Source organism: Providencia sp. PROV003, assembly GCF_045040775.1.
GTDB lineage: Bacteria > Pseudomonadota > Gammaproteobacteria > Enterobacterales > Enterobacteriaceae > Providencia > Providencia huashanensis.
Window position 1 is genome coordinate 2,972,598 of the sequence record NZ_CP096369.1, and the last position, 19,863, is coordinate 2,992,460.

The following is a 19,863-nucleotide window of genomic DNA, read 5'->3' on the forward strand; positions in this document are numbered from 1 at the left end:
AAGGTATCAATGCATCTCTTAAGAGAACTGTTTAAGGAAATGGCTGAGTGAGCATCGCATTACTCGATTTATCTGGTTACATTAAATTTTTTATTGGTCTTTTTGCACTTGTAAACCCAGTAGGCATTCTACCTGTGTTTATTAGTATGACTAACTATCAAAGTAATGCAGGGAGAAATAAAACTAATACTGTAGCGAATACTTCAGTCGCTATTATTTTATGTACTTCACTACTCATAGGTGACTCAATACTTCAGTTGTTTGGTATCTCCATCGATTCATTTCGCATCGCAGGGGGGATATTAATTGTGACAATCGCAATGTCGATGATTAGTGGAAAAATTGGTGAAGATAAACAGAATAAGCAAGAAAAAACAGAAACTGCAGTAAGAGATAGTATTGGTGTTGTCCCGTTAGCACTACCACTAATGGCCGGTCCGGGGGCAATTAGTTCTTGTATTGTGTGGTCATCTCGTTGGCATGGTTGGCAAAACTTTTTGGGTTTAGCGCTGACCAGCATTCTCTTTGCATTTTGTTGTTGGTTGCTATTTCGTTCAGCATCTTTACTTGTTCGTTACCTTGGCCAAACTGGGATTAACGTTGTAACTCGTATTATGGGGCTGTTGCTTATGTCGTTAGGGATTGAGTTTATCGTGACAGGGGTTAAGGCGTTATTTCCTGGGTTGTTATAATTTTTATTCTTTTGCCTATCTAGCTATCTTTGTTGGTTGCAGTGGTTTGTTGCAGCCAACATTCCCTCGAATTGTATTTTCTACTTCTGAATACTAACCATTCATATACAGACTACTTTTATTACCCTCAGATGCCCTCAAAATTAGAGTAATTAACAATTACGGATAACAAATATGTTAACTGTAATTATATGTCGCATTTTTTGCTAAAGCAGGGATAAAAAGTAAGAAATTGTGAGCTACGTAAATTTATTCACTATTCTAATTAGTGTTTGTTAATGATATGTTTGGAACCACAAAAAAGGCGATACTGCTTTTTGGGTGCGGTAATTTTTTTATCATAATGTTATTAAAGTATATTTTTTACTTTTGCATGATTATTTGAATATTCATATAAAGTTTTTATGCGCAAAAATGTTAAAAACTTGTTATTGATATTTGTTGGGGAGAGCGCTATTTACTTTAATAAACAGCAAACTTGATAGTTATAACAATCAACTAATTTTGTAGAGAAGGCTGCTAATGCAGTGATAGCGCCATCAATTAATCATGAGGGATATGATGATCAAATCAAAAATGGGTTTTGGTGCACTCTCGATATTATTTATTACGCTTCAGGCTAATGCGACAGATACGGCAATTAAGTCACCGCAGGTGATCACGATAAACAATGGCTCAGAAGTCACATCACTTGACCCTCATAAAGTGGAAGGGGTACCAGAAAGCAATATTATTTTAAACTTACTTGAAGGGTTAGTGTACAGCGATATCGACGGAAAAGTAGCGCCTGGGGTCGCGGAAAGTTGGACAAATGACAATTATATAACGTGGGTTTTCACTTTACGGCAAGGGGCTAAATGGAGTGATGGTACGCCAGTTACTGCTGAAGATTTCGTTTATAGCTGGCAGCGGTTATCGGACCCAAGTACAGGGTCTCCTTATTCGAGTTATTTACAAAATGCGTATATTTTAAATGCCGATGCTATTTTAGCCGGTAAATTACCTCCGACGGCGTTGGGTGTTAAAGCGCTTGATCCTCAGCATTTACAAGTGACACTTAGCCATCCAGTTCCCTATTTTGTCGATATGCTTTCTCATACATCATTGAAACCTGTTAATAAGAAGGCAATAGAGCAGCACGGTGAAAAATGGACTCAACCACAAAATTTTGTAGGCAATGGGGCTTATTTACTTGATAAGTGGGTCGTTAATGAACGTATTGTAGTAAAACGTAACCCATATTATTGGAACAATGACAGTAGCCGTATAGACCAAGCTACATTTTTAGCGATTACCTCAGAGGTCAGTGATATTAACCGTTACCGTAGTGGTGAGATAGATATCAGCAATTCTGCAATCCCGCCTGTTCTGTATAAAAAAATGCAGCAAGAAAAGCCGGATGAACTGTATGTTCGCCCTTATTTATGTACATTTTATTATGAAATAAATAACCAGAAACCGCCATTCAATGACCCACGAGTACGTGAGGCAATTAAGCTCGGGTTAGATAGAGAGACAATAACCAATAAAGTTATGGCGCAAGGGCAAGTCGCAGCTTATGGGTTTACACCAACTTTTATCAATAATGGGAATTTTACGTTACCTGAATGGGCCGATTTAACCCAAGAACAGCGTTATAAGAAGGCCAAAGAGTTACTTTTAGAAGCCGGTTATAATAAAGCAAACCCGTTAAAATTTTCATTACTCTATAACACTTCTGATCAGAATAAACAGCAAGCTATCGTCGCAGCCTCTATGTGGAAAAAAAATATAGGTGCGCAGGTGACTTTACAAAACCAAGAATGGAAGACGTCATTACAAAGCCGTCATGAAGGCCATTATGATGTCGCTAGAGCGACTTGGTGTGCAGATTATAATGAGCCTACTGCTTTTCTAAACATGATGTTGTCACAAAATAGTAATAATACTGCATTTTATAGTAATTCTGCTTTTGATGCGTTACTTGCACAGGCTTTAACTGCTCCTGATGACCAATCTCGTCATGATATATATCAGCAAGCTGAAGCCTTGTTGGACAAGGACTCGGCCATAGTTCCTGTTTATTATCGCGTTAGTGCGCGCATGATAAAACCTACGATTAATGGATTTAAAGGCAAAGACCCTCTTGATTATACGGATATTAAACGGTTATATATAAATGAACCTAATTAATAATATCTAAATAATTATAAAAAGTGTTCACTATTCTAGGTTTTAGTGAATATGAACAACACACAATCATAATAAATATGAACGGGAGTAACCGATAAGATGAGTAAATTAATCAATAAATCGATTATTGCACTTAGCGTGACCGCAGGGCTGGCTGTGGGGTCAATAGCGACGAGTTTTGCGGCAGTTGTTCCTGCGGGTGTGGAACTTGCAGAGAAGCAGGTGATGGTACGTAATAATGGGTCGGAACCTCAATCGTTAGACCCGCATAAAATTGAAGGGGTACCTGAGTCAGCATTAGCGCGGGACCTTTTTGAGGGGATCACAATTGTCGGCCCTGACGGTGAGATTTTACCTGGCTCAGCAGTTAGCTGGGAAAATAAAGATTTTAAAGAGTGGACGTTTAAAATACGTGATGATGCAAAATGGTCCAATGGTGACCCTGTCACAGCAGAGGATTTTGTCTATAGTTGGCAACGTTTAGCAGACCCTGATACGGCATCACCTTACGCAAGTTACTTACAGTATGCACATATTCAAAATGTTGACGATATTATTGCAGGTAAGAAAAAGCCTCAAGAGCTTGGTGTTAAGGCTCTTGATGATAAGACATTAGTTATTTCACTTAGCGAAGCCGTACCTTATATTCCTAAGTTATTAGCTCACTCATCTATGTCGCCAGTGAATAAAAAAACCATCGAACAGCATGGCGCAAAATGGACTCAGCCACAAAATTTCGTGGGTAATGGCGCGTATAAATTAAAAGGTTGGACGGTGAATGAACGTATTGTATTAGAGCGTAGCCCTAGTTATTGGGATAATGCGAATACTGTGATTGACCAAGTGACTTTCTTACCGATTTCTTCCGAAGTGACTGATGTTAACCGCTATCGTAGTGGTGAAATCGATATGACTTATAGTAATTTACCGATTGAGCAGTTTAAAAGCTTACAACAAAATATGCCAAATGAGTTAAAAGTGAGCCCATATCTGTGTACTTACTATTATGAAATCAATAATGAGAAACCACCGTTTAATGATCCGAAAGTCCGTGAAGCTCTAAAATTATCCATGGATAGAGATATCATTACTTATAAAGTGAAGGCGCAAGGAGATATCCCAGCGTATGGCTTTACTCCTCCATTTACCAGCGGAATGAAAGCTGAAAAGCCTGACTGGTATGCGAATATGACCCAAGAGCAACGCAATGAAAAAGCCAAACAGTTACTTGAAGAGGCCGGCTACAATAAAGGGAACCCATTAAAATTCAATTTACTGTACAACACTTCAGATTTACATAAACGTATCGCAATAGCCGCTTCTTCTATGTGGAAAAAGAATATAGGCGCGGAAGTTAAATTAGAAAACCAAGAATGGAAAACTTTTTTAGATAGCCGACATCAAGGTAATTATGATGTTGCTCGTGCTGGTTGGTGTGCTGATTATAATGAACCGTCATCTTTCCTCAATATGTTACTTTCCTACAGCAGTAATAATACCGTTCACTATAAAAATACAGATTTTGATGCCGTAATGAAAAAAACATTGCAAGTCAAAACAGATGAAGAGCGGGCGGCGCTCTATCAGCAGGCTGAAGAATTACTCGATAAAGACTCAGGTGTTGTTCCTCTTTACTACTACGTTAATACGCGTTTGGTAAAACCTTATGTTGGTGGTTACAGTGGCAAAGACCCGTTAGATAACCTGCATACTAAAGACTTATATATTATCAAACACTAATAAACTTGTTCTGGCTCCATTTAGTGTGGAGCCAGATATTAGCCTAATAGGCAATAGATGTAGGAAAGAGCAATGTTTAAATTCATTTTGCGTCGGTTGCTAGAAGCGATCCCGACGTTACTGATCCTTATTACAATCTCATTTTTTATGATGCGCTTGGCGCCAGGAAGCCCTTTTACAGGGGAACGTAAACTCCCGCCTGAAGTTATGGCCAACATTGAAGCGAAATATCATCTCAATGACCCAATGTATAAACAGTATTTCAATTATTTGATTCAGTTATCCAAAGGGGATTTTGGCCCATCATTTAAATACAAAGATTATAGTGTTAATGACCTCGTCGCTAAGGCTTTCCCAGTGTCAGCAAAGTTAGGTGCAACGGCATTTATTATTGCGGTTCTTTTTGGTGTTTCAGCCGGGGTTATTGCGGCGCTAAACCAAAATACTAAATGGGATTTTACAGTCATGGGGTTTGCCATGACGGGGGTTGTCATCCCCAGCTTTGTTGTAGCACCACTATTGGTGCTGATTTTTGCCATTCATTTGAAATGGCTCCCTGGTGGTGGCTGGGATGGCGGTAACCTTAAACACATGGTTTTACCCATGGTTGCATTGTCATTAGCTTATATTGCTAGTATTTCCCGTATAACTCGCGGGTCGATGATCGAGATTATGCACTCAAATTTTATTCGTACTGCACGCGCGAAAGGGTTACCCCTAAGAACTATTATTCTACGTCACGCATTGAAACCGGCTTTGCTTCCTGTGCTTTCTTATATGGGGCCAGCATTCGTTGGGATCATTACGGGGTCAATGGTCATTGAGACAATTTTTGGCTTACCGGGCATTGGCCAGCTTTTTGTTAATGGAGCACTTAACCGTGACTATTCATTAGTACTAAGTTTAACAATTTTAGTGGGTGTATTAACCATTGCATTTAATGCAATTGTTGATGTGTTGTATGCCGTTATTGACCCTAAAATTCGTTACTAAGCCGGAGAAACGCTATGATATCGAATCAGCAAAATAGTGAAGCTCTGGAGCATTTTTCGGAGCAGTTAGATATTGAAGGGCGCAGTTTATGGCAGGATGCAAGGCGTCGCTTTATCCATAATCGAGCCGCAATCGTCAGTTTGTTTGTGTTATTTTTAATCACAATGTTTGTGATTTTTGCCCCTATGCTATCCCCATTTTTATATGATGATACCGATTGGGAAATGATGTCTATGCCACCAGATATGGCGACGGGGCACTATTTTGGCACTGATGCATCAGGTCGAGATTTACTCGTCAGAGTTGCGATTGGTGGGCGAATTTCCTTAATGGTTGGGGTTGCAGCTGCGTTAGTTGCAGTTATTGTTGGTACTTTGTATGGTTCATTGGCAGGTTATATTGGCGGGAAGGTTGATTCCCTGATGATGCGCTTGCTAGAAATTTTAAACTCATTTCCGTTTATGTTTTTCGTCATTTTATTAGTGACCTTATTTGGTGCAAATATTTTATTGATATTTGTGGCGATTGGTATGGTCTCATGGCTCGATATGGCACGTATTGTGCGTGGGCAAACACTGGGATTAAAACGTAAAGAGTTTATCGAGGCAGCCCTTGTTTGTGGTGTCAGTACGCGGCAGATTATTTTACGCCATATTGTCCCTAATGTTTTGGGGGTTGTTGTGGTATATGCCTCATTATTAGTACCAAGTATGATTTTATTTGAATCTTTCTTAAGCTTTTTGGGGTTAGGAACGCAAGAACCACTAAGTAGTTGGGGGGCTTTGCTCAGTGATGGGGCTAATTCAATGGAGGTTACTCCATGGTTATTGCTGATCCCAGCGGGTTTCTTGGTCATTACACTATTTTGTTTTAACTTTATCGGGGATGGGCTGCGCGATGCTCTTGACCCGAAAGATCGCTAGAGGGAAACACATGTCAAATAATGCAATAAAAACCCCTCTGTTATCAGTAAAAGATCTCAGCGTTAATTTTGCCACTCAAGATGGCAGTGTAACGGCGGTTAATAAATTAAATTTTGAGTTAAGTGCAGGGGAAACACTCGGCATTGTCGGTGAATCGGGTTCTGGTAAATCACAAACTGCTTTTGCATTAATGGGTCTATTAGCTAAAAATGGCCGGATCAATGGGTCAGCGGTATTTAATGGACGTGAAATACTGAATTTAAGGGAGAAAGAATTAAACCGGATGCGGGCCGAAGAAATTTCAATGATATTTCAAGACCCAATGACATCGCTCAATCCTTATTTAAAAATTGGCACTCAATTATCTGAAGTTTTAATGCTTCACAAGGGTATGAGTAAAAATGAGGCTTTTGAAGAGTCTGTTAGGATGCTTGATGCAGTTAAAATGCCTGAAGCGCGTAAACGGATGAATATGTATCCTCATGAATTTTCAGGGGGAATGCGCCAGCGAGTGATGATTGCTATGGCATTATTATGTCAGCCTAAGTTGTTAATAGCAGATGAGCCTACAACGGCGCTTGATGTTACTGTGCAAGCACAAATCATGACGTTGCTTAATGAATTAAAACAAGAATTTGATACTGCGATTATTCTGATCACGCATGACCTTGGGGTAGTAGCTGGCGTTTGCGATAAAGTTCTTGTGATGTATGCTGGGCGAACGATGGAATATGGTACCGCTCGAGATATATTTTATCATCCTTCTCATCCGTATTCTCTTGGTTTATTAGCTGCGGTTCCCCGTCTTGACGGTGATGATGAGAGCCTAGCAACAATACCGGGTAATCCACCAAACTTATTAAGGTTACCCAAGGGTTGCCCATTTTCACCGCGTTGCCAATATGCCACACAGCAGTGTGTGGATAATGAACCCGTATTAACAACCTTTGAACAAACACGTTTACGCGCCTGCTTTAAGCCTATGGAGGAACTTGTATGAGCACTCATGAGAATAGGCCGGTCTTATTAGAGGTGAACGACTTAAAAGTCCATTTTGAGATTAGGGATAAAAAACAATGGTTTTGGCAACCTAATAAAAGTTTAAAGGCCGTTGATGGGGTAACATTGCGGCTGTATGAAGGCGAAACCTTAGGTGTTGTGGGTGAGTCGGGATGTGGTAAATCGACATTTGCTCGGGCATTGATTGGCTTAGTCAAAGCCACAGATGGCACGGTGAGTTGGCTAGGGCAAAATTTATTAGGTAAAAGCGATAAAGAATGGCGGCGTGTACGCAGTGATATCCAAATGATTTTTCAAGATCCATTAGCGTCGTTAAACCCGCGTATGACGATTGGGGATATTATTGCTGAGCCGTTGAAAACGTATCATCCTAAAATGTCACAGCTTGAAGTCACCGAAAAAGTGAAAAAAATGATGATGCGTGTAGGGCTGTTGCCAAATTTGATTAACCGCTATCCTCATGAATTTTCAGGTGGGCAATGTCAACGAATAGGTATTGCTAGGGCACTGATCTTAGAGCCTAAATTAGTGATTTGTGATGAACCCGTATCTGCATTGGATGTTTCCATTCAAGCACAAGTGGTTAATTTGTTGCAAGAATTACAACGGGAAATGAAGTTATCATTAATATTCATTGCTCACGATTTAGCTGTCGTTAAGCATATTTCTGACCGTGTATTGGTTATGTATCTGGGGCACGCGGTAGAGCTTGGTACATATGATGAGGTGTATAATAACCCCTTGCATCCTTATACTCGGGCTCTCATGTCTGCGGTGCCAGTTCCTGACCCCGATAAAGAAAAAAACAAAGAAATTGAGCTACTTGAAGGGGAGTTGCCATCCCCCATAAACCCACCTTCCGGGTGTGTGTTTAGAACCCGTTGCCCATTAGCAGATGAAGAGTGCGCAAAAACACGACCCTTGCTAGAAGGGAGCTTTAAACATGCGGTATCTTGTTTGAAAATTGACCCGCTTTAAGGGATAACATTAATTTTGTTGTAAATAAAACAGAGCGTTTTGCTCTGTTTTATTTGTTAGCCATAGCGGTTATTGCGCTATTTTTTCCATAAAATGTGATGAAATGGTTTAGAAGGGTGACGGCTAATTAAAATACGGGCAAAAATATCATTCAGTTCTGCATCAGGGGTTTCAGCCAGCCCAATAACCACTTCACTTAATGCATTTAAATCAACTTGTTCCGTGATGATATTTTGCCAATTATCACTCAAAGGGGCTATTTCTGCCGCCCCTAATTCTTCAAACTGTAACGCAAAAATGAGTTGATCTGCGGGTTCTAAATGGGTCATTGCACCTTCAAGAAACAGGTCATAAGCAATTTCAATGATGTCATCCTCATCGATTAACTGGGTAAATTGTTTTTCTGTCATGACCTTTCCTAATTAATTCAATTTATAACAATGGACTAAAGAAGTAACAAATACGTTCAACGACACGATTCCAGAAAGGGCGCTGTTCCCATTCTTCAATTTCTAACCGTGTTGAACGAGCGATGTAATCATACTGTACTAGTGTCAGATCGCTACCAAAACTTTTATCATCAATGACCACGGTAATTTCGAAGTTTAACCATAAACTACGCATATCTAAGTTAACCGAACCAACTAGACTGAGCTCCCCATCCACAAGGACGCTTTTAGTGTGCAGCAAACCATCTTCAAACTGGTAAATTTTAACACCTGCTTCTAATAATTCACTATAAAATGAACGGCTTGCCCAGCGTACAAGAAAAGAATCATTTTGACGCGGCATAATGATACTAACATCTACACCGCGCATTGCTGCAGTGCAAATCGCGTGGAGTAAATCATCACTTGGCACAAAATAAGGGGTCGTCATGATCAGTTGTTTCCGAGCGGAAAACATTGCTGTCATTAAGGACTGTTGGATCAGTTCATCGGGGAAACCAGGGCCTGATGCGATAATTTGGGTAGTATGACCGTTTGCTTGCTCAAATGGCATTATATTGCTGTCTGGTGGCGGTGGGAGAACACGTTGGCCTGTTTCCATTTCCCAGTCAAAGGCATAGACAATGCCGAGGGTTGTACTGACAGGACCTTCCATGCGAACGAGAATATCAACCCACTCACCGACGCCCGAATCTTGTTTAAAATAACGAGGATCAACCATATTCATACTTCCAGTATATGAAATATAGTTATCAATAACGATTATTTTACGATGCTGACGTAAGTCCATGCGGCGTAAGAAAAAACGCATTAAATTGACTTTAAGAGATTCAACAAACTCAATGCCAGCAGCTCGCATTTTTGCTGGGTAGTCGCTCCGGAAAAAATGCCAACTTCCTGCTGAGTCGACCATAATACGGCATTTAACGCCACGCTTTGCCGCATTCAATAAAGCTTCGGTAACACCATCGACTAAGCCACCCGGCTGCCAAATATAAAACACCATTTCGATAGAGTGCTGGGCGTTGTTGATATCATTGACAATCGCTTTCAGTGAATCTTCGCATGTAGTTAATAACTGGATTCGGTTGCCTTTAACACCAGCAACTCCTTGACGTTTTTCCACTAATTGAAAAAGTGGCTCAGCGACACGGCTATTTTCGGTTGCAAAGATGTGTTTTGAACTGCGTAAATTTTCCAGCCATGTAGCAACAGAAGGCCACATATGATGCGCTTTATCAACACGGCGTTTTCCGAGGTGGAGTTCACCAAAAGCCACATAAGCAATGATACCGACTAAAGGGAGAATATAGATAATCAGAAGCCATGTCATGGCAGAGGTGACAGGCCTTCTTTTGACTAAAATGCGGACAGTGACTGCTGCAATGATTAGCCAATAAAGGAAAAATAAAAGCCAACTCATAAGTGTATAGACGGTTGCCATAGTGGATCACATGCCTCACTGATAAGGGAATCGGGTTAAAGAAAGACGACCTAGTTAAAAAAACCGTTAGTAAAATATCAACTTAATAGAATTTAGCAAAATTTTGCAGTAAAAGCTTTGTGAAATAGGCAAAATCATTAGGAAATAATGATTGCATATATTGATAATATCAATGAGATATTAAATTGTAAGAGAAACTGTCTCAAAAAGTTCCCCTTGGTTCTTTTTTACAAAAGAATATAATATTTTTTTGACGTTATTTTTTGATGATAAAAGGACAAAATAAAATGAGACGTAGTAGGCATGAAGTGGGGCGCTGGCGGATGTTAAGGCAGACCCTTCGTCGCCGTAGACGCTGGCTGGAAGGGCATTCTAGGCGGAATATGCACATTTATACAATGCGCAAAATCGATGTGTACCGTCGTCGCCATTCGCTACTTTTTACTCAATGGATTGAATAAGGTTATTAAAGCGCACATTCACATTTTTCACTTTGTATGACAAAGCTTATTGAATATGATTGCTATTTGCATTTAAACTATTGGGCATATTATTATAGTTAGACTGGTGTAGGTAGAAATTGCATATGCGTTGGATCCGTTGGACTTTAATTATCGTCATTTCATTATCTATTCATGCAGGCCTTGCGATGGCATGGATTTTTAATCAACCTAATTTGGCCAGAGATCCTGAACCAATGACGATAGCAATGATTAGTTTTGCTGCCCCTGAACCTGCATCTGAGCCTGCTCAACCTGTTGAGACGCCAGTAGAGCCAGAGCCGGTTGTTGAACCAGAACCTGTTGTTGAGCCCGAACCGGAGCCTGTTGTTGAGCCAGTCATTGCATTACCAAAGAAAAAACCTGAGGTGAAAAAGAAACCTAAACCTAAACAGGAAGAAAAGAAAAAAATTAAAGAAGAGGTCAAGCCAGTAGAAAAACAACTGGCGATGAGCAACTTAAAGTCCGATGCAGATGCGCCTAAAACTAATAATAATGCGGTTACTACAGCAAAAAATGCAGGAACAAGCAGCAAAACCTCGAATAAAAGTGGGCCAAAAGCATTACATAAACAGCCACCAATGTATCCGGACCGCGCCCGTCGTTTAGGTAAAGAAGGGTATGTTAAAGTACGTTATGATATCGACGACTCAGGCCGGGTTACCAATATTGAGTTTGTTGAAGTTTCACCGAAAGGTTTATTTGAACGCGAAGTTAAACGTGCCATGAACCGCTGGGCTTATGAAAAACAACCTGCTAAAGGGTATGTAACGGAGATTTACTTCAAATTGGATGGAACTGTGAGCCAAGTTTAGGCACTCGTTTTTCATAAAAAAAGCACCTTATGCCATTACTGCGCAAGGTGCTTTTTTATAAATAATATCAATTAATCAAACTGTTGTTCTGAACTTGCTAACTGAAAATGTTGTTTTTCTATGGGGAGTGCCCTAGTTGTATTGTCGTCATTGACAGCAACATAGGTGAATACCGCATCAGTGGCTTGATATCGTTGACCAACAGGTGCTGTAGCCACTTTTTTTACCCACACTTCGATATTAATAGTGATTGAGCTTTTGCCTGTTTTTAAGCAACGGGCGTAACAGCAAACGACATCCCCTACCGCAACAGGCTTTTGGAATTTAATACCATTTACAGCGACGGTGACCACACGGCCAAGTGCAATTTCTTTAGCTAAAATAGCACCACCAATATCCATTTGCGACATTAACCAGCCACCAAAAATATCACCATTTGCGTTAGTGTCTGCGGGCATGGCTAACGTTCGTAAAACCAATTCACCGTTTGGTAATTGCATATTTGACTCTTATTAAAAAGGATAAACATATTGATTTGGCATTTATAGCAAATTACATATGTAGTCGTAAACAATAACCATTAAGTTATCCATTGTTTACGCACCTATAATTGATTTAATGTAAAAATAAGAGGGGAAACCCGCCATGTTGCTTCTAAATTCACCAAAAAGATATAGTTATGCAAAGAATAAACAAGAAGTGTGTTTTACGTTTAGTCAACTGATTAGATTGTTTATACTATAATAAATTAATATTGGTAACTCACTGTGGGAGATAACATGAGACTGTTATTAGCAATATTATTACCTTGGTTACAGTTTTTCACGATAGGCCGTCCTTTTGCTGGCATTATTTGCTTGGTTCTTCAAATAACACTTATTGGCTGGCTACCGGCTGCAATTTGGTCAGTATATGCGTTATCGCAATACAATACAGATAAAAAAATTGAAAAAGCATTTGGTGAGAAGCGATATTAATATTTAACGAGTAAAAAAAACCTGCGAAATAATATTTGCAGGTTTTTTTTGTGTTTTATCACCAGTATTACTCTTCGTGTTTTTCTATCGGCTCTTTAGTCATATTTTTAAAAATATAGACAACGCTCAGTACAGTAAATATCAACGTACCAGCAGTAAGACCAAACACTTTAAAGTTTACCCAAATATCTTGTGCCATCCAAAATGCAACATAGATATTGAGAAGAGCACAGAAAATAAAGAAAATAGCCCAAGCGCTATTTAGTTTAGTCCAATAGCTGTCAGCAAGTTTAATTTCTTGATTACTACCTAACATTCTTTGAATTAATGGTTTTTCAGTAAACCATTGGCTAAACAATAATGCCCCTGCAAAGGCTGCATAAATGATGGTGACTTTCCACTTAATAAAGGCATCACTATGAAATATAAGGGTTAAAGCTGCAAACCCCATTACGATTGCACAGGTGATTTTCGCCACCTTTTCAACTTTTTTATAAATAAGGTATGTCGCTAACAAAGCAAGAGGTGTTGCTACCATTAGTGCGCCACTTGCGTAGAAAATGTCATATCTTTTATAGACGATGAAAAATATGATTAAAGGGATAAAATCAATAAGTTGTTTCATAACAGTGAATAAAGCGCCTCAACGTAAAGATAATGGAGTAGTTTAACTGATTTTGACCATAATTGTTAAAAGTTTGCACCTTTTTACCAATAAATACGCTTTGTTACCAAAGATATTTGCACTATTTTACTATTATTTGACTTACTTCTAGATAAACTTTATTAGTTCAGCTATATATAGTGTTAAAGCTAATTTAACTTACTAATTTATAGGTATTTTTCATCAATGATAAAGGCGAAGCTGTTTGCTTGGATGCCAGGGTTAGAAACGCTGTTTAATTACCAACTTTCAGATCTTGGCCCTGATGTAAAAGCAGGCTTGTCTGTTGCTGCTGTTGCTTTGCCTGTCGCAATTGCTTATGCCGAATTAATGGGGATGAATGCAATCGTTGGGCTTTACTCCTGTATTTTACCCATGTTTTTTTATGCATTATTTGGGACATCCAAACAATTGATTATCGGCCCCGATGCAGCAACCTGTGCGGTGATTGCAGCAGCAGTTGCACCGCTTGCGATGGGGGATGATGATGTCCGTTGGCAATTGGTCATGGTAATGAGCTTCATGACAGGGATTTGGTGTTTGATTGCAGCTAAATTTCGCTTGGGAACATTCGCTGACTTTTTGTCTCGCCCCATATTGCAAGGGTTATTAAATGGGGTTGCATTAACTATTATCGTTAGTCAAATTAGTAAGGTTTTTGGTATCAGTACATTACCAGCCGGTTTTATTGAACGTTTAGTCGCTTTACCTTTAGCATTAAAAGAGACACATATTCCGACATTATTAGTTGCGGTGACGACGTTAGCGATTACGCTTGCGATTAAGCGTGTTCGCAGTAAATGGCCTTCTTTACTCATTGCAATGATTTTAGCCACCGCGGCTAGTGTTGCATTTAATCTTGAGCAATATGGCGTGAGTACTGTTGGTGATTTAGGTGATGGGCTTCCGTATGTTCCGCTGCCTGATTTCCCTCCGGGGCTAATTCGTGATTTGGTTATCCCATCTTTAAACTTAGCGGTGATTAGCTTTGTGAGTTTTATGATGACTGCCCGCAGTTTTGCCAGTAAAAATGGCTACACGGTTGATGCAGACCAAGAACTTAGGGCATTAGGCGTAGCGAATATTGCATCCGCTTTGGCGCAAGGCTTTGCGGTAAGCGCAGCAAGCAGCCGTACTGCAGTGAATGATATGATGGGGGGGAAAACTCAGTTAGTCTCTATTGTCGCGGCTTTAACTATTTTAGCTGTCTTACTTTTTTCAATAAACTTATTAGAATATATTCCGATGCCTGCATTGGGTATGGTACTGATTATTTCGACATTTTCCTTATTGAGCTTCCGTAGTATTTTTTCGATGCGTAAACGCAATCGACAGGCATTTTTCTTATGCGTGTTTACGCTATGCGCTGTACTTGTTGTCGGGTTAATTAGTGGTGTGGGGTTGGCGGTATTATTGGGGTTGTTGCAGTTTATTCGGATAATATTTAGGCCTACAGACCAGTTATTAGGTGTCGATGAACAAGGAATGCTGCATTCTATGGCGCCTGAGAATGGTATTCAACAAATTGATGGGGTTTTAATTTATCGGTTTAATTCACCATTAACTTATTTTAACGTGAATTATTTTAAAGAACGATTAAACAAGCATATAGATAATCAATTAAAAAGGCCTGCTTGGGTAATTGTGGATGCGGCAGTTAGCTTCACGCATAATGATGTGAGCGTATTTTCAGCGCTAAATGATATTGTTACCTCATTGAAAGCCAAAGGGGTAACTCTTGTACTTGCAGGTCGTAGGACTTCGGTAAAACGGTGGTTGGAACAAAATAAAATCAGTCGCTCTGATGATGATTTATTGGTTGTGCCTGATATTTATTTTGCTATTCGACTTATTCAGAGTAAACAGCAAGTACAAATAAAAACAGTTGAAGATAGAAAGTCTGAAGCAGACAGAAAATCGTTAGAGACATTCGATGGTGAAAAAACTGAACCACTGAATTCAAAAATTGACCTAGAGCCAGAACAGCCCAAAGAAGTATGATTAATGTGTCGGTAGGGTGTTTTTAGGAATAAAATACTTGATGGCCTTATTCGGTGTTTAATAACGCGAAGATAAATGGGGGATTAGATCCCCCATTTACCCTTTAGATCAATTCTTAGCGACTAGCATGTATAGGCGATAAAAATAAATTAAAGCAAAGGCTGCAACGAAATTATTAAGTAAGAAGGAAACCCCGTTAACAGCAATATGATTCATATTTAAGCTACCCAAGAGAACGCTAACCAGCATTTGTGCAGCCATCCAAATTAATACCATTGGCAATGCAATGCGCCAGTTTGCATAAGCCATTTTCCAACTTTTACCCATAGCACTAAACGGGTTTGTACGCTCACTCATTAAGATAGCAGGGGCTAAAGAGAAGCCAATAGCTAATACAATTCCAGGTAGCACCATGATGGTGATACCTAATTGGATAAGTAAAGAGCAAACAACTAATAGAAGAAACATTGATGGTGCTTTGTTTAAAGATGCGGTGAGCGCCTGAATACCCGATAGGTGTTCACCACGAGACAGACCAGCAATATAAGATAGAGTGCCGCAAATAAGGACTAAACTGCCCAGAGTAACCGAGAGAATTAACCCAAAAGAAACGCGTAAGATACTACTTTTATCTTCTTCTGAAAGGCCTAGTATCCAGTCTTGTAAGCCGGAGTTACCAGACTCAATCATTTTAGTCTGTGCTTGCGCTAGCACGCCTATCATTTGCTCGCTAGGGATCATCATTGCGTAAATCGCAAGGCTTACTACGGTTGCTGACAACACAATAGTAAACAGGCCACTCAATTGGTTTTTAAAAAAATTGACGCTATCACTGATGAGTGAGTTGGCCGAAATGGACATTTAACTGCTCCTATCTACAAACGGGTCAAGAGTTTCAGCCAATTGTAACCGAGTATCAGGGCTAGAGGTAGAGAAAGATAAGAAAATTCGGAATGTTAACAACTCTAATCAGTAAGATATTTGGAGCAATATAAGTAAGTTAATGCGCAAAATCTAAAGATAATTACTTATGTTGTATATTTAATGCATGTTTAAAATGCAGGATTAATATAAATAAATTATAATCAATTTTATATTTTATTGGTTATTTCCTAAAAATTGATTTAAATCAAAATTAAAAAAAATATAAATGAAATAATAAACTCATATTTATCGGGTTGCCTATAAATAAGCAAAAGATGTGATCTTGATTTGAACATCAATTTAAATAATACGGTATATTTTCCTAAAATAAAAACACAGGAATGGGATTGATAATGAAAAAACTCACTGCGCTTGTATTAGCAGCTGCAACTTTAGCTCCAGCAGTTTCTATTGCACATGAAGCTGGCGATTTTCTTTTCCGCGCTGGTACTGCAACAGTCAGACCAAATGTTGGAGGAGATGATGTAAAAATTAATGGTCTAGGTAACCTAGGTACATTTGGTGCTAATAATAATACTCAATTAGGTTTAACTTTTGGGTATATGATCACCGATAATATTGGTGTGGAATTATTAGCTGCAACTCCATTTGAACATAAAGTAGGAACCGGCCCAACGGGTAATATTGCAACAGTAAAACATTTACCACCAACTTTAATGGCTCAATATTATTTTGGTAGTAAAGAAGATAAGTTACGTCCTTATTTAGGTGCAGGTGTTAACTATACCTTTTTCTTTGATGAGAAATTCAATTCTACCGGAAAAAATGCAGGTTTATCTGATCTAGACATGTCAAGCTCTTGGGGCTTTGCAGCACAAGCTGGTATGGATTATATGCTGACTGACAACTGGATGTTAAACGCATCACTGTGGTGGATGAATATTGAATCAGACGTGAAATTTAAAGCGGGTGGTGAGAAGTATAAAGTTGACACTCGTTTAGACCCATTTGTATTTATGTTCGGAGCAGGTTATCGCTTCTAAGTTTTTGATAGGATGCAATGCAGGGTAGTACCTGAATTCTAATGGATTAGATTGCAGTAGGAAATCCGAGAATATTTATATTCTCGGATTTTTTGTTTTTAATGACGTCTTATATTTAATAAAATTACATGAAAGCAAAAATAAAAAATAATTAACACGTAGATGAAGGAGGCTAAGTTATAATCAGTATAATATTTTTAGTGATAGCAAAGGGGGACTTTTTCGATATGTGATTATTTTGGTGCTGTTGAATTTTTTAAAATACAAGATGAAAACGAATAAATTAAATAGTAGGGCATAAAATAAAAAAGGCTGAAAGTAGTGATTTACAGTCAACCTTAAATATTAAATTAATTTTACCAGAACCATTGAACATTTAAACCAGCATTGACACTATTGGTTTCATATTCATCAGGTTTATACAGTGGGACACCTAAAAATAGGTCATAACTGAATATCTTGATATTTCCTCTAACCCCTAAAGCCGTCCCTAATAGTTGGTCATCAGAGTATAAGCCTAAAGGATAAACACCGCCCAATATACGGCCATAATCAATCGCATAATAAGGGTAGAAAGAAAAACCAGGTACGTAGAAATTAAACTCATTACGCAAATAGAAGCCTTTATCACCAATTAATGAGAATTCTTCATCAAACCCACGTACAGTCCAGCGGTTACCTAATGAAAACTGGTCTTGAATAGTTAGGCGATCCGGTGAATATTGTACAAATAATTGCGGGTTATAGCTCATAATGAAATCATCAAAAACAATAGGGATCATACCTGAAATATCAGCGGATAAGACACGTCCCATTGTACTTACATCACCATAACGCATATCCCAGCTTTCTTCCGCACCAAACCAAGGAACATTGCGTTGATAATATATTGAAGCATCAACAGTCGCATTATCAATATTTTGTCTATGGTTAACACCGAGTTTAATACTAGTTAGATCCCGTTGTTGTGAGAGTAGGCTAACATCTTCTAATTTATATTTAGACTTACGCTTTATAAGCTGAAGTGATGCGGTATCTTTAAAAGTTTGCCCCCTAAGAAATACATTACTTGCTGTAGCATTAAAGTATTTGCTATCACCATAATATTTATAGCTAGCCATAGTATCATTAATTGTCTGTTTATACTCACTTTTACTTGCATAAAGTGAGTATAGCCAATAATTGTAAGGGACAGCATAATAGATAGCCGCGTTACTTGTGCTATTGCGAGCTTGGTTTTTTAGGTTTTTACCCGCGCTGACATAGAGGGTATCGTTTAAACTGGTTAAGTTATTGCCATATACCGTTACACCAACCTGATCTTTACCAGTTTGGCGGCTTCCTGAGTTATTATAATAACCACCGACATTGATGTGGGGCGATTTTTCTCGTTGGATAACAATATCCGTTGTGGAAAACTCTTTGCCTGGTCTTAGTTCAATATTAGCTTTGGCGCCAGGGATCCGCTCAAGGTTTTCTAGTCCTTGTTCTATATCGCGAATATTGAGAAGGTCACCTTCTTTTGCGGGCATAATCGCACCTAAGGTAATATAGCTATCACTGTCTTTCGCCAGTTGTACGTTTGAGACTTTACCCGGAATTATTTGTAAGGTTAAAGTCCCATTACTAATATTTTGTTCAGGAATAGTCACACGGGTAGTGACATAACCTGATCTTATAATCTTATCTTGTAAGCCTTTAGCTAAGGTTTCGACGCCATTGATACCTAGACAAATTCCTACCACTTGATTAGCATAAGTTTCTAAAGGTCGCATGGAAGGGAGTTTAGGTTCAGAAAGCAAAATGACCTGCTTCATGTCAAAGCAATCTTTTTCATCGTCAAAAACTAGAATATTATTATCTCGTTCTCTTGTTTTGCTTAATGCGTCTTTTGTTTCTAGTTGAACTTGTTGTTGCCGAGACCTATCTTGGCTATTTTGATTATTGATTTGTTGGTCTAACACCTGAGAGGCATTTCCTGATGCATATAAAGGAAAAGACAACAAGGTTGCCGATAAAAAAAGAAATCGAAAATTCATGAGCACCACATTTTTTAAATTGAAACAATAAAATTGTTCTTATGATTAAATATTGTTAATTAGAAAGGTATGAAAAGTATTTCATTATTTCATATCGGAGTAATCTTGTGTTTTTTTATTTTTAATATTATTTCCATATATATATCCCTATAATAAATTTATTGTTGAGTATTAATCGAATTTACGTATGGTTTCATTTGCTATAAATTATGCGATAAAATTTTAATAATTAATAATTAATTATACTAACTGAGAACGGAGGAAATAAAAAAGTAGTTAGTTCCGATATTTCACTCAATATGCAATAAATCTATTGTGAAACTCATTAATTTTAAATGAATCAATCGGTTGCATTTACACTAAATTAGCTTAAATAAGTTTTTTTACTTAATGTAATAGAGGGGGGTATTTAGTTGGAATAATATTAATTATCAGATTGCCTTAAGATTATTGTGTTGGTATAAGAAATAATGACTAGATGGTCAACTAGGTATTTTTAATTTAAACCACACTCTAATTTGGAGTTAA

Annotated in this window: 18 protein-coding genes; 12 read left to right on the forward strand and 6 right to left on the reverse strand. The window is 38.4% G+C overall.

The window, feature by feature from the left end; genetic code table 11:
• The first annotated feature begins 47 nt into the window (after nucleotides 1–47).
• From M1F14_RS13570 to oppF, 7 genes are all read left to right on the forward strand, one after another.
• Complete coding sequence (locus M1F14_RS13570) at nucleotides 48–692, forward strand: YchE family NAAT transporter (RefSeq protein ID WP_042843640.1); 645 nt, start codon at nucleotides 48–50, stop codon at nucleotides 690–692.
• A 549-nt stretch (nucleotides 693–1,241) separates the two neighbouring features.
• Complete coding sequence (locus M1F14_RS13575) at nucleotides 1,242–2,864, forward strand: ABC transporter substrate-binding protein (protein WP_173424796.1); 1,623 nt, start codon at nucleotides 1,242–1,244, stop codon at nucleotides 2,862–2,864.
• Between the two features lie 99 nt (nucleotides 2,865–2,963).
• A complete protein-coding gene (gene oppA / locus M1F14_RS13580; protein ID WP_042843642.1) occupies nucleotides 2,964–4,604 on the forward strand; it encodes an oligopeptide ABC transporter substrate-binding protein OppA in 1,641 nt (546 codons plus the stop codon).
• Between the two features lie 72 nt (nucleotides 4,605–4,676).
• Nucleotides 4,677–5,597, forward strand: a complete 921-nt coding sequence (gene oppB / locus M1F14_RS13585; protein ID WP_042843644.1) for an oligopeptide ABC transporter permease OppB — start codon at nucleotides 4,677–4,679, stop codon at nucleotides 5,595–5,597.
• Between the two features lie 14 nt (nucleotides 5,598–5,611).
• Nucleotides 5,612–6,520 carry an oligopeptide ABC transporter permease OppC gene (gene oppC / locus M1F14_RS13590; protein WP_042843645.1) on the forward strand — a complete coding sequence of 303 codons (909 nt, stop codon included), beginning with the start codon at nucleotides 5,612–5,614 and terminating at the stop codon, nucleotides 6,518–6,520.
• 10 nt (nucleotides 6,521–6,530) lie between these two features.
• On the forward strand, nucleotides 6,531–7,520 hold the full coding sequence (locus M1F14_RS13595) for an ABC transporter ATP-binding protein (protein ID WP_042843646.1): 990 nt from the start codon (nucleotides 6,531–6,533) through the stop codon (nucleotides 7,518–7,520).
• On the forward strand, nucleotides 7,517–8,518 hold the full coding sequence (oppF, locus tag M1F14_RS13600) for a murein tripeptide/oligopeptide ABC transporter ATP binding protein OppF (RefSeq protein WP_042843647.1): 1,002 nt from the start codon (nucleotides 7,517–7,519) through the stop codon (nucleotides 8,516–8,518). The genes M1F14_RS13595 and oppF overlap by 4 nt, the downstream gene beginning before the upstream one ends.
• Nucleotides 8,519–8,595: 77 nt before the next feature.
• Here the strand turns inward: oppF and M1F14_RS13605 are convergent, their stop codons facing one another.
• Together M1F14_RS13605 and cls are read right to left on the reverse strand one after the other, a co-directional pair.
• Nucleotides 8,596–8,928, reverse strand: coding sequence for an HI1450 family dsDNA-mimic protein (locus M1F14_RS13605; protein ID WP_129465959.1), 333 nt, complete (start codon nucleotides 8,926–8,928; stop codon nucleotides 8,596–8,598).
• A gap of 22 nt (nucleotides 8,929–8,950) precedes the next feature.
• Complete coding sequence (gene cls / locus M1F14_RS13610; protein WP_048607274.1) at nucleotides 8,951–10,411, reverse strand: cardiolipin synthase; 1,461 nt, start codon at nucleotides 10,409–10,411, stop codon at nucleotides 8,951–8,953.
• A 287-nt stretch (nucleotides 10,412–10,698) separates the two neighbouring features.
• Here cls and M1F14_RS13615 point away from each other — a divergent pair, with 287 nt between their 5' ends.
• Nucleotides 10,699–10,872 (forward strand): YciY family protein, encoded by a 174-nt coding sequence (locus M1F14_RS13615; protein ID WP_129465958.1) that lies wholly within the window; start codon nucleotides 10,699–10,701, stop codon nucleotides 10,870–10,872.
• A 125-nt stretch (nucleotides 10,873–10,997) separates the two neighbouring features.
• Nucleotides 10,998–11,726 carry a TonB family protein gene (locus tag M1F14_RS13620; RefSeq protein ID WP_129465957.1) on the forward strand — a complete coding sequence of 243 codons (729 nt, stop codon included), beginning with the start codon at nucleotides 10,998–11,000 and terminating at the stop codon, nucleotides 11,724–11,726.
• 71 nt (nucleotides 11,727–11,797) lie between these two features.
• Here M1F14_RS13620 and yciA read toward each other — a convergent pair whose 3' ends face one another.
• A complete protein-coding gene (gene yciA / locus M1F14_RS13625) occupies nucleotides 11,798–12,226 on the reverse strand; it encodes an acyl-CoA thioester hydrolase YciA (protein WP_042843651.1) in 429 nt (142 codons plus the stop codon).
• Nucleotides 12,227–12,505: 279 nt separating this feature from the next.
• On the opposite strand from yciA, the gene M1F14_RS13630 reads away from it, so the two are divergent.
• The gene (locus M1F14_RS13630; protein ID WP_042843652.1) at nucleotides 12,506–12,703 is read left to right on the forward strand and encodes a YqaE/Pmp3 family membrane protein; all 198 of its coding nucleotides are present in this window, start codon (nucleotides 12,506–12,508) and stop codon (nucleotides 12,701–12,703) included.
• A gap of 67 nt (nucleotides 12,704–12,770) precedes the next feature.
• Here M1F14_RS13630 and M1F14_RS13635 read toward each other — a convergent pair whose 3' ends face one another.
• Entirely contained in the window at nucleotides 12,771–13,328 is a 558-nt protein-coding gene (locus M1F14_RS13635) for a septation protein A (protein ID WP_042843653.1), read from the reverse strand.
• A 225-nt stretch (nucleotides 13,329–13,553) separates the two neighbouring features.
• Between M1F14_RS13635 and M1F14_RS13640 the strand changes: the two genes are divergently transcribed.
• Nucleotides 13,554–15,368: a SulP family inorganic anion transporter gene (locus M1F14_RS13640; RefSeq protein ID WP_080750848.1), complete on the forward strand. Its 1,815-nt coding sequence runs from the start codon at nucleotides 13,554–13,556 to the stop codon at nucleotides 15,366–15,368.
• Nucleotides 15,369–15,476: 108 nt separating this feature from the next.
• Here the strand turns inward: M1F14_RS13640 and M1F14_RS13645 are convergent, their stop codons facing one another.
• Entirely contained in the window at nucleotides 15,477–16,229 is a 753-nt protein-coding gene (locus M1F14_RS13645; RefSeq protein WP_042843654.1) for a YciC family protein, read from the reverse strand.
• 416 nt (nucleotides 16,230–16,645) lie between these two features.
• Between M1F14_RS13645 and ompW the strand changes: the two genes are divergently transcribed.
• Nucleotides 16,646–17,296: an outer membrane protein OmpW gene (gene ompW, locus M1F14_RS13650; RefSeq protein WP_042843655.1), complete on the forward strand. Its 651-nt coding sequence runs from the start codon at nucleotides 16,646–16,648 to the stop codon at nucleotides 17,294–17,296.
• 356 nt (nucleotides 17,297–17,652) lie between these two features.
• Here the strand turns inward: ompW and M1F14_RS13655 are convergent, their stop codons facing one another.
• Entirely contained in the window at nucleotides 17,653–19,335 is a 1,683-nt protein-coding gene (locus M1F14_RS13655; protein WP_071548129.1) for a ShlB/FhaC/HecB family hemolysin secretion/activation protein, read from the reverse strand.
• Between the last annotated feature and the right edge of the window lie 528 nt (nucleotides 19,336–19,863).

What these genes read in the sequence shown, in the direction of transcription:
- M1F14_RS13615 (WP_129465958.1), top strand. Translation starts at nt 10,699, where the DNA reads ATGAGACGTAGTAGGCATGAAGTGGGGCGCTGGCGGATGTTAAGGCAG.
- M1F14_RS13640 (WP_080750848.1), top strand. Translation starts at nt 13,554, where the DNA reads ATGATAAAGGCGAAGCTGTTTGCTTGGATGCCAGGGTTAGAAACGCTG.
- ompW (WP_042843655.1), top strand. Translation starts at nt 16,646, where the DNA reads ATGAAAAAACTCACTGCGCTTGTATTAGCAGCTGCAACTTTAGCTCCA.
- M1F14_RS13630 (WP_042843652.1), top strand. Translation starts at nt 12,506, where the DNA reads ATGAGACTGTTATTAGCAATATTATTACCTTGGTTACAGTTTTTCACG.
- M1F14_RS13635 (WP_042843653.1), bottom strand. Translation starts at nt 13,328, where the DNA reads ATGAAACAACTTATTGATTTTATCCCTTTAATCATATTTTTCATCGTC.
- M1F14_RS13575 (WP_173424796.1), top strand. Translation starts at nt 1,242, where the DNA reads ATGAGGGATATGATGATCAAATCAAAAATGGGTTTTGGTGCACTCTCG.
- cls (WP_048607274.1), bottom strand. Translation starts at nt 10,411, where the DNA reads ATGGCAACCGTCTATACACTTATGAGTTGGCTTTTATTTTTCCTTTAT.
- M1F14_RS13645 (WP_042843654.1), bottom strand. Translation starts at nt 16,229, where the DNA reads ATGTCCATTTCGGCCAACTCACTCATCAGTGATAGCGTCAATTTTTTT.
- M1F14_RS13605 (WP_129465959.1), bottom strand. Translation starts at nt 8,928, where the DNA reads ATGACAGAAAAACAATTTACCCAGTTAATCGATGAGGATGACATCATT.
- M1F14_RS13595 (WP_042843646.1), top strand. Translation starts at nt 6,531, where the DNA reads ATGTCAAATAATGCAATAAAAACCCCTCTGTTATCAGTAAAAGATCTC.
- oppC (WP_042843645.1), top strand. Translation starts at nt 5,612, where the DNA reads ATGATATCGAATCAGCAAAATAGTGAAGCTCTGGAGCATTTTTCGGAG.
- M1F14_RS13655 (WP_071548129.1), bottom strand. Translation starts at nt 19,335, where the DNA reads ATGAATTTTCGATTTCTTTTTTTATCGGCAACCTTGTTGTCTTTTCCT.
- oppB (WP_042843644.1), top strand. Translation starts at nt 4,677, where the DNA reads ATGTTTAAATTCATTTTGCGTCGGTTGCTAGAAGCGATCCCGACGTTA.
- oppF (WP_042843647.1), top strand. Translation starts at nt 7,517, where the DNA reads ATGAGCACTCATGAGAATAGGCCGGTCTTATTAGAGGTGAACGACTTA.
- oppA (WP_042843642.1), top strand. Translation starts at nt 2,964, where the DNA reads ATGAGTAAATTAATCAATAAATCGATTATTGCACTTAGCGTGACCGCA.
- M1F14_RS13620 (WP_129465957.1), top strand. Translation starts at nt 10,998, where the DNA reads ATGCGTTGGATCCGTTGGACTTTAATTATCGTCATTTCATTATCTATT.
- yciA (WP_042843651.1), bottom strand. Translation starts at nt 12,226, where the DNA reads ATGCAATTACCAAACGGTGAATTGGTTTTACGAACGTTAGCCATGCCC.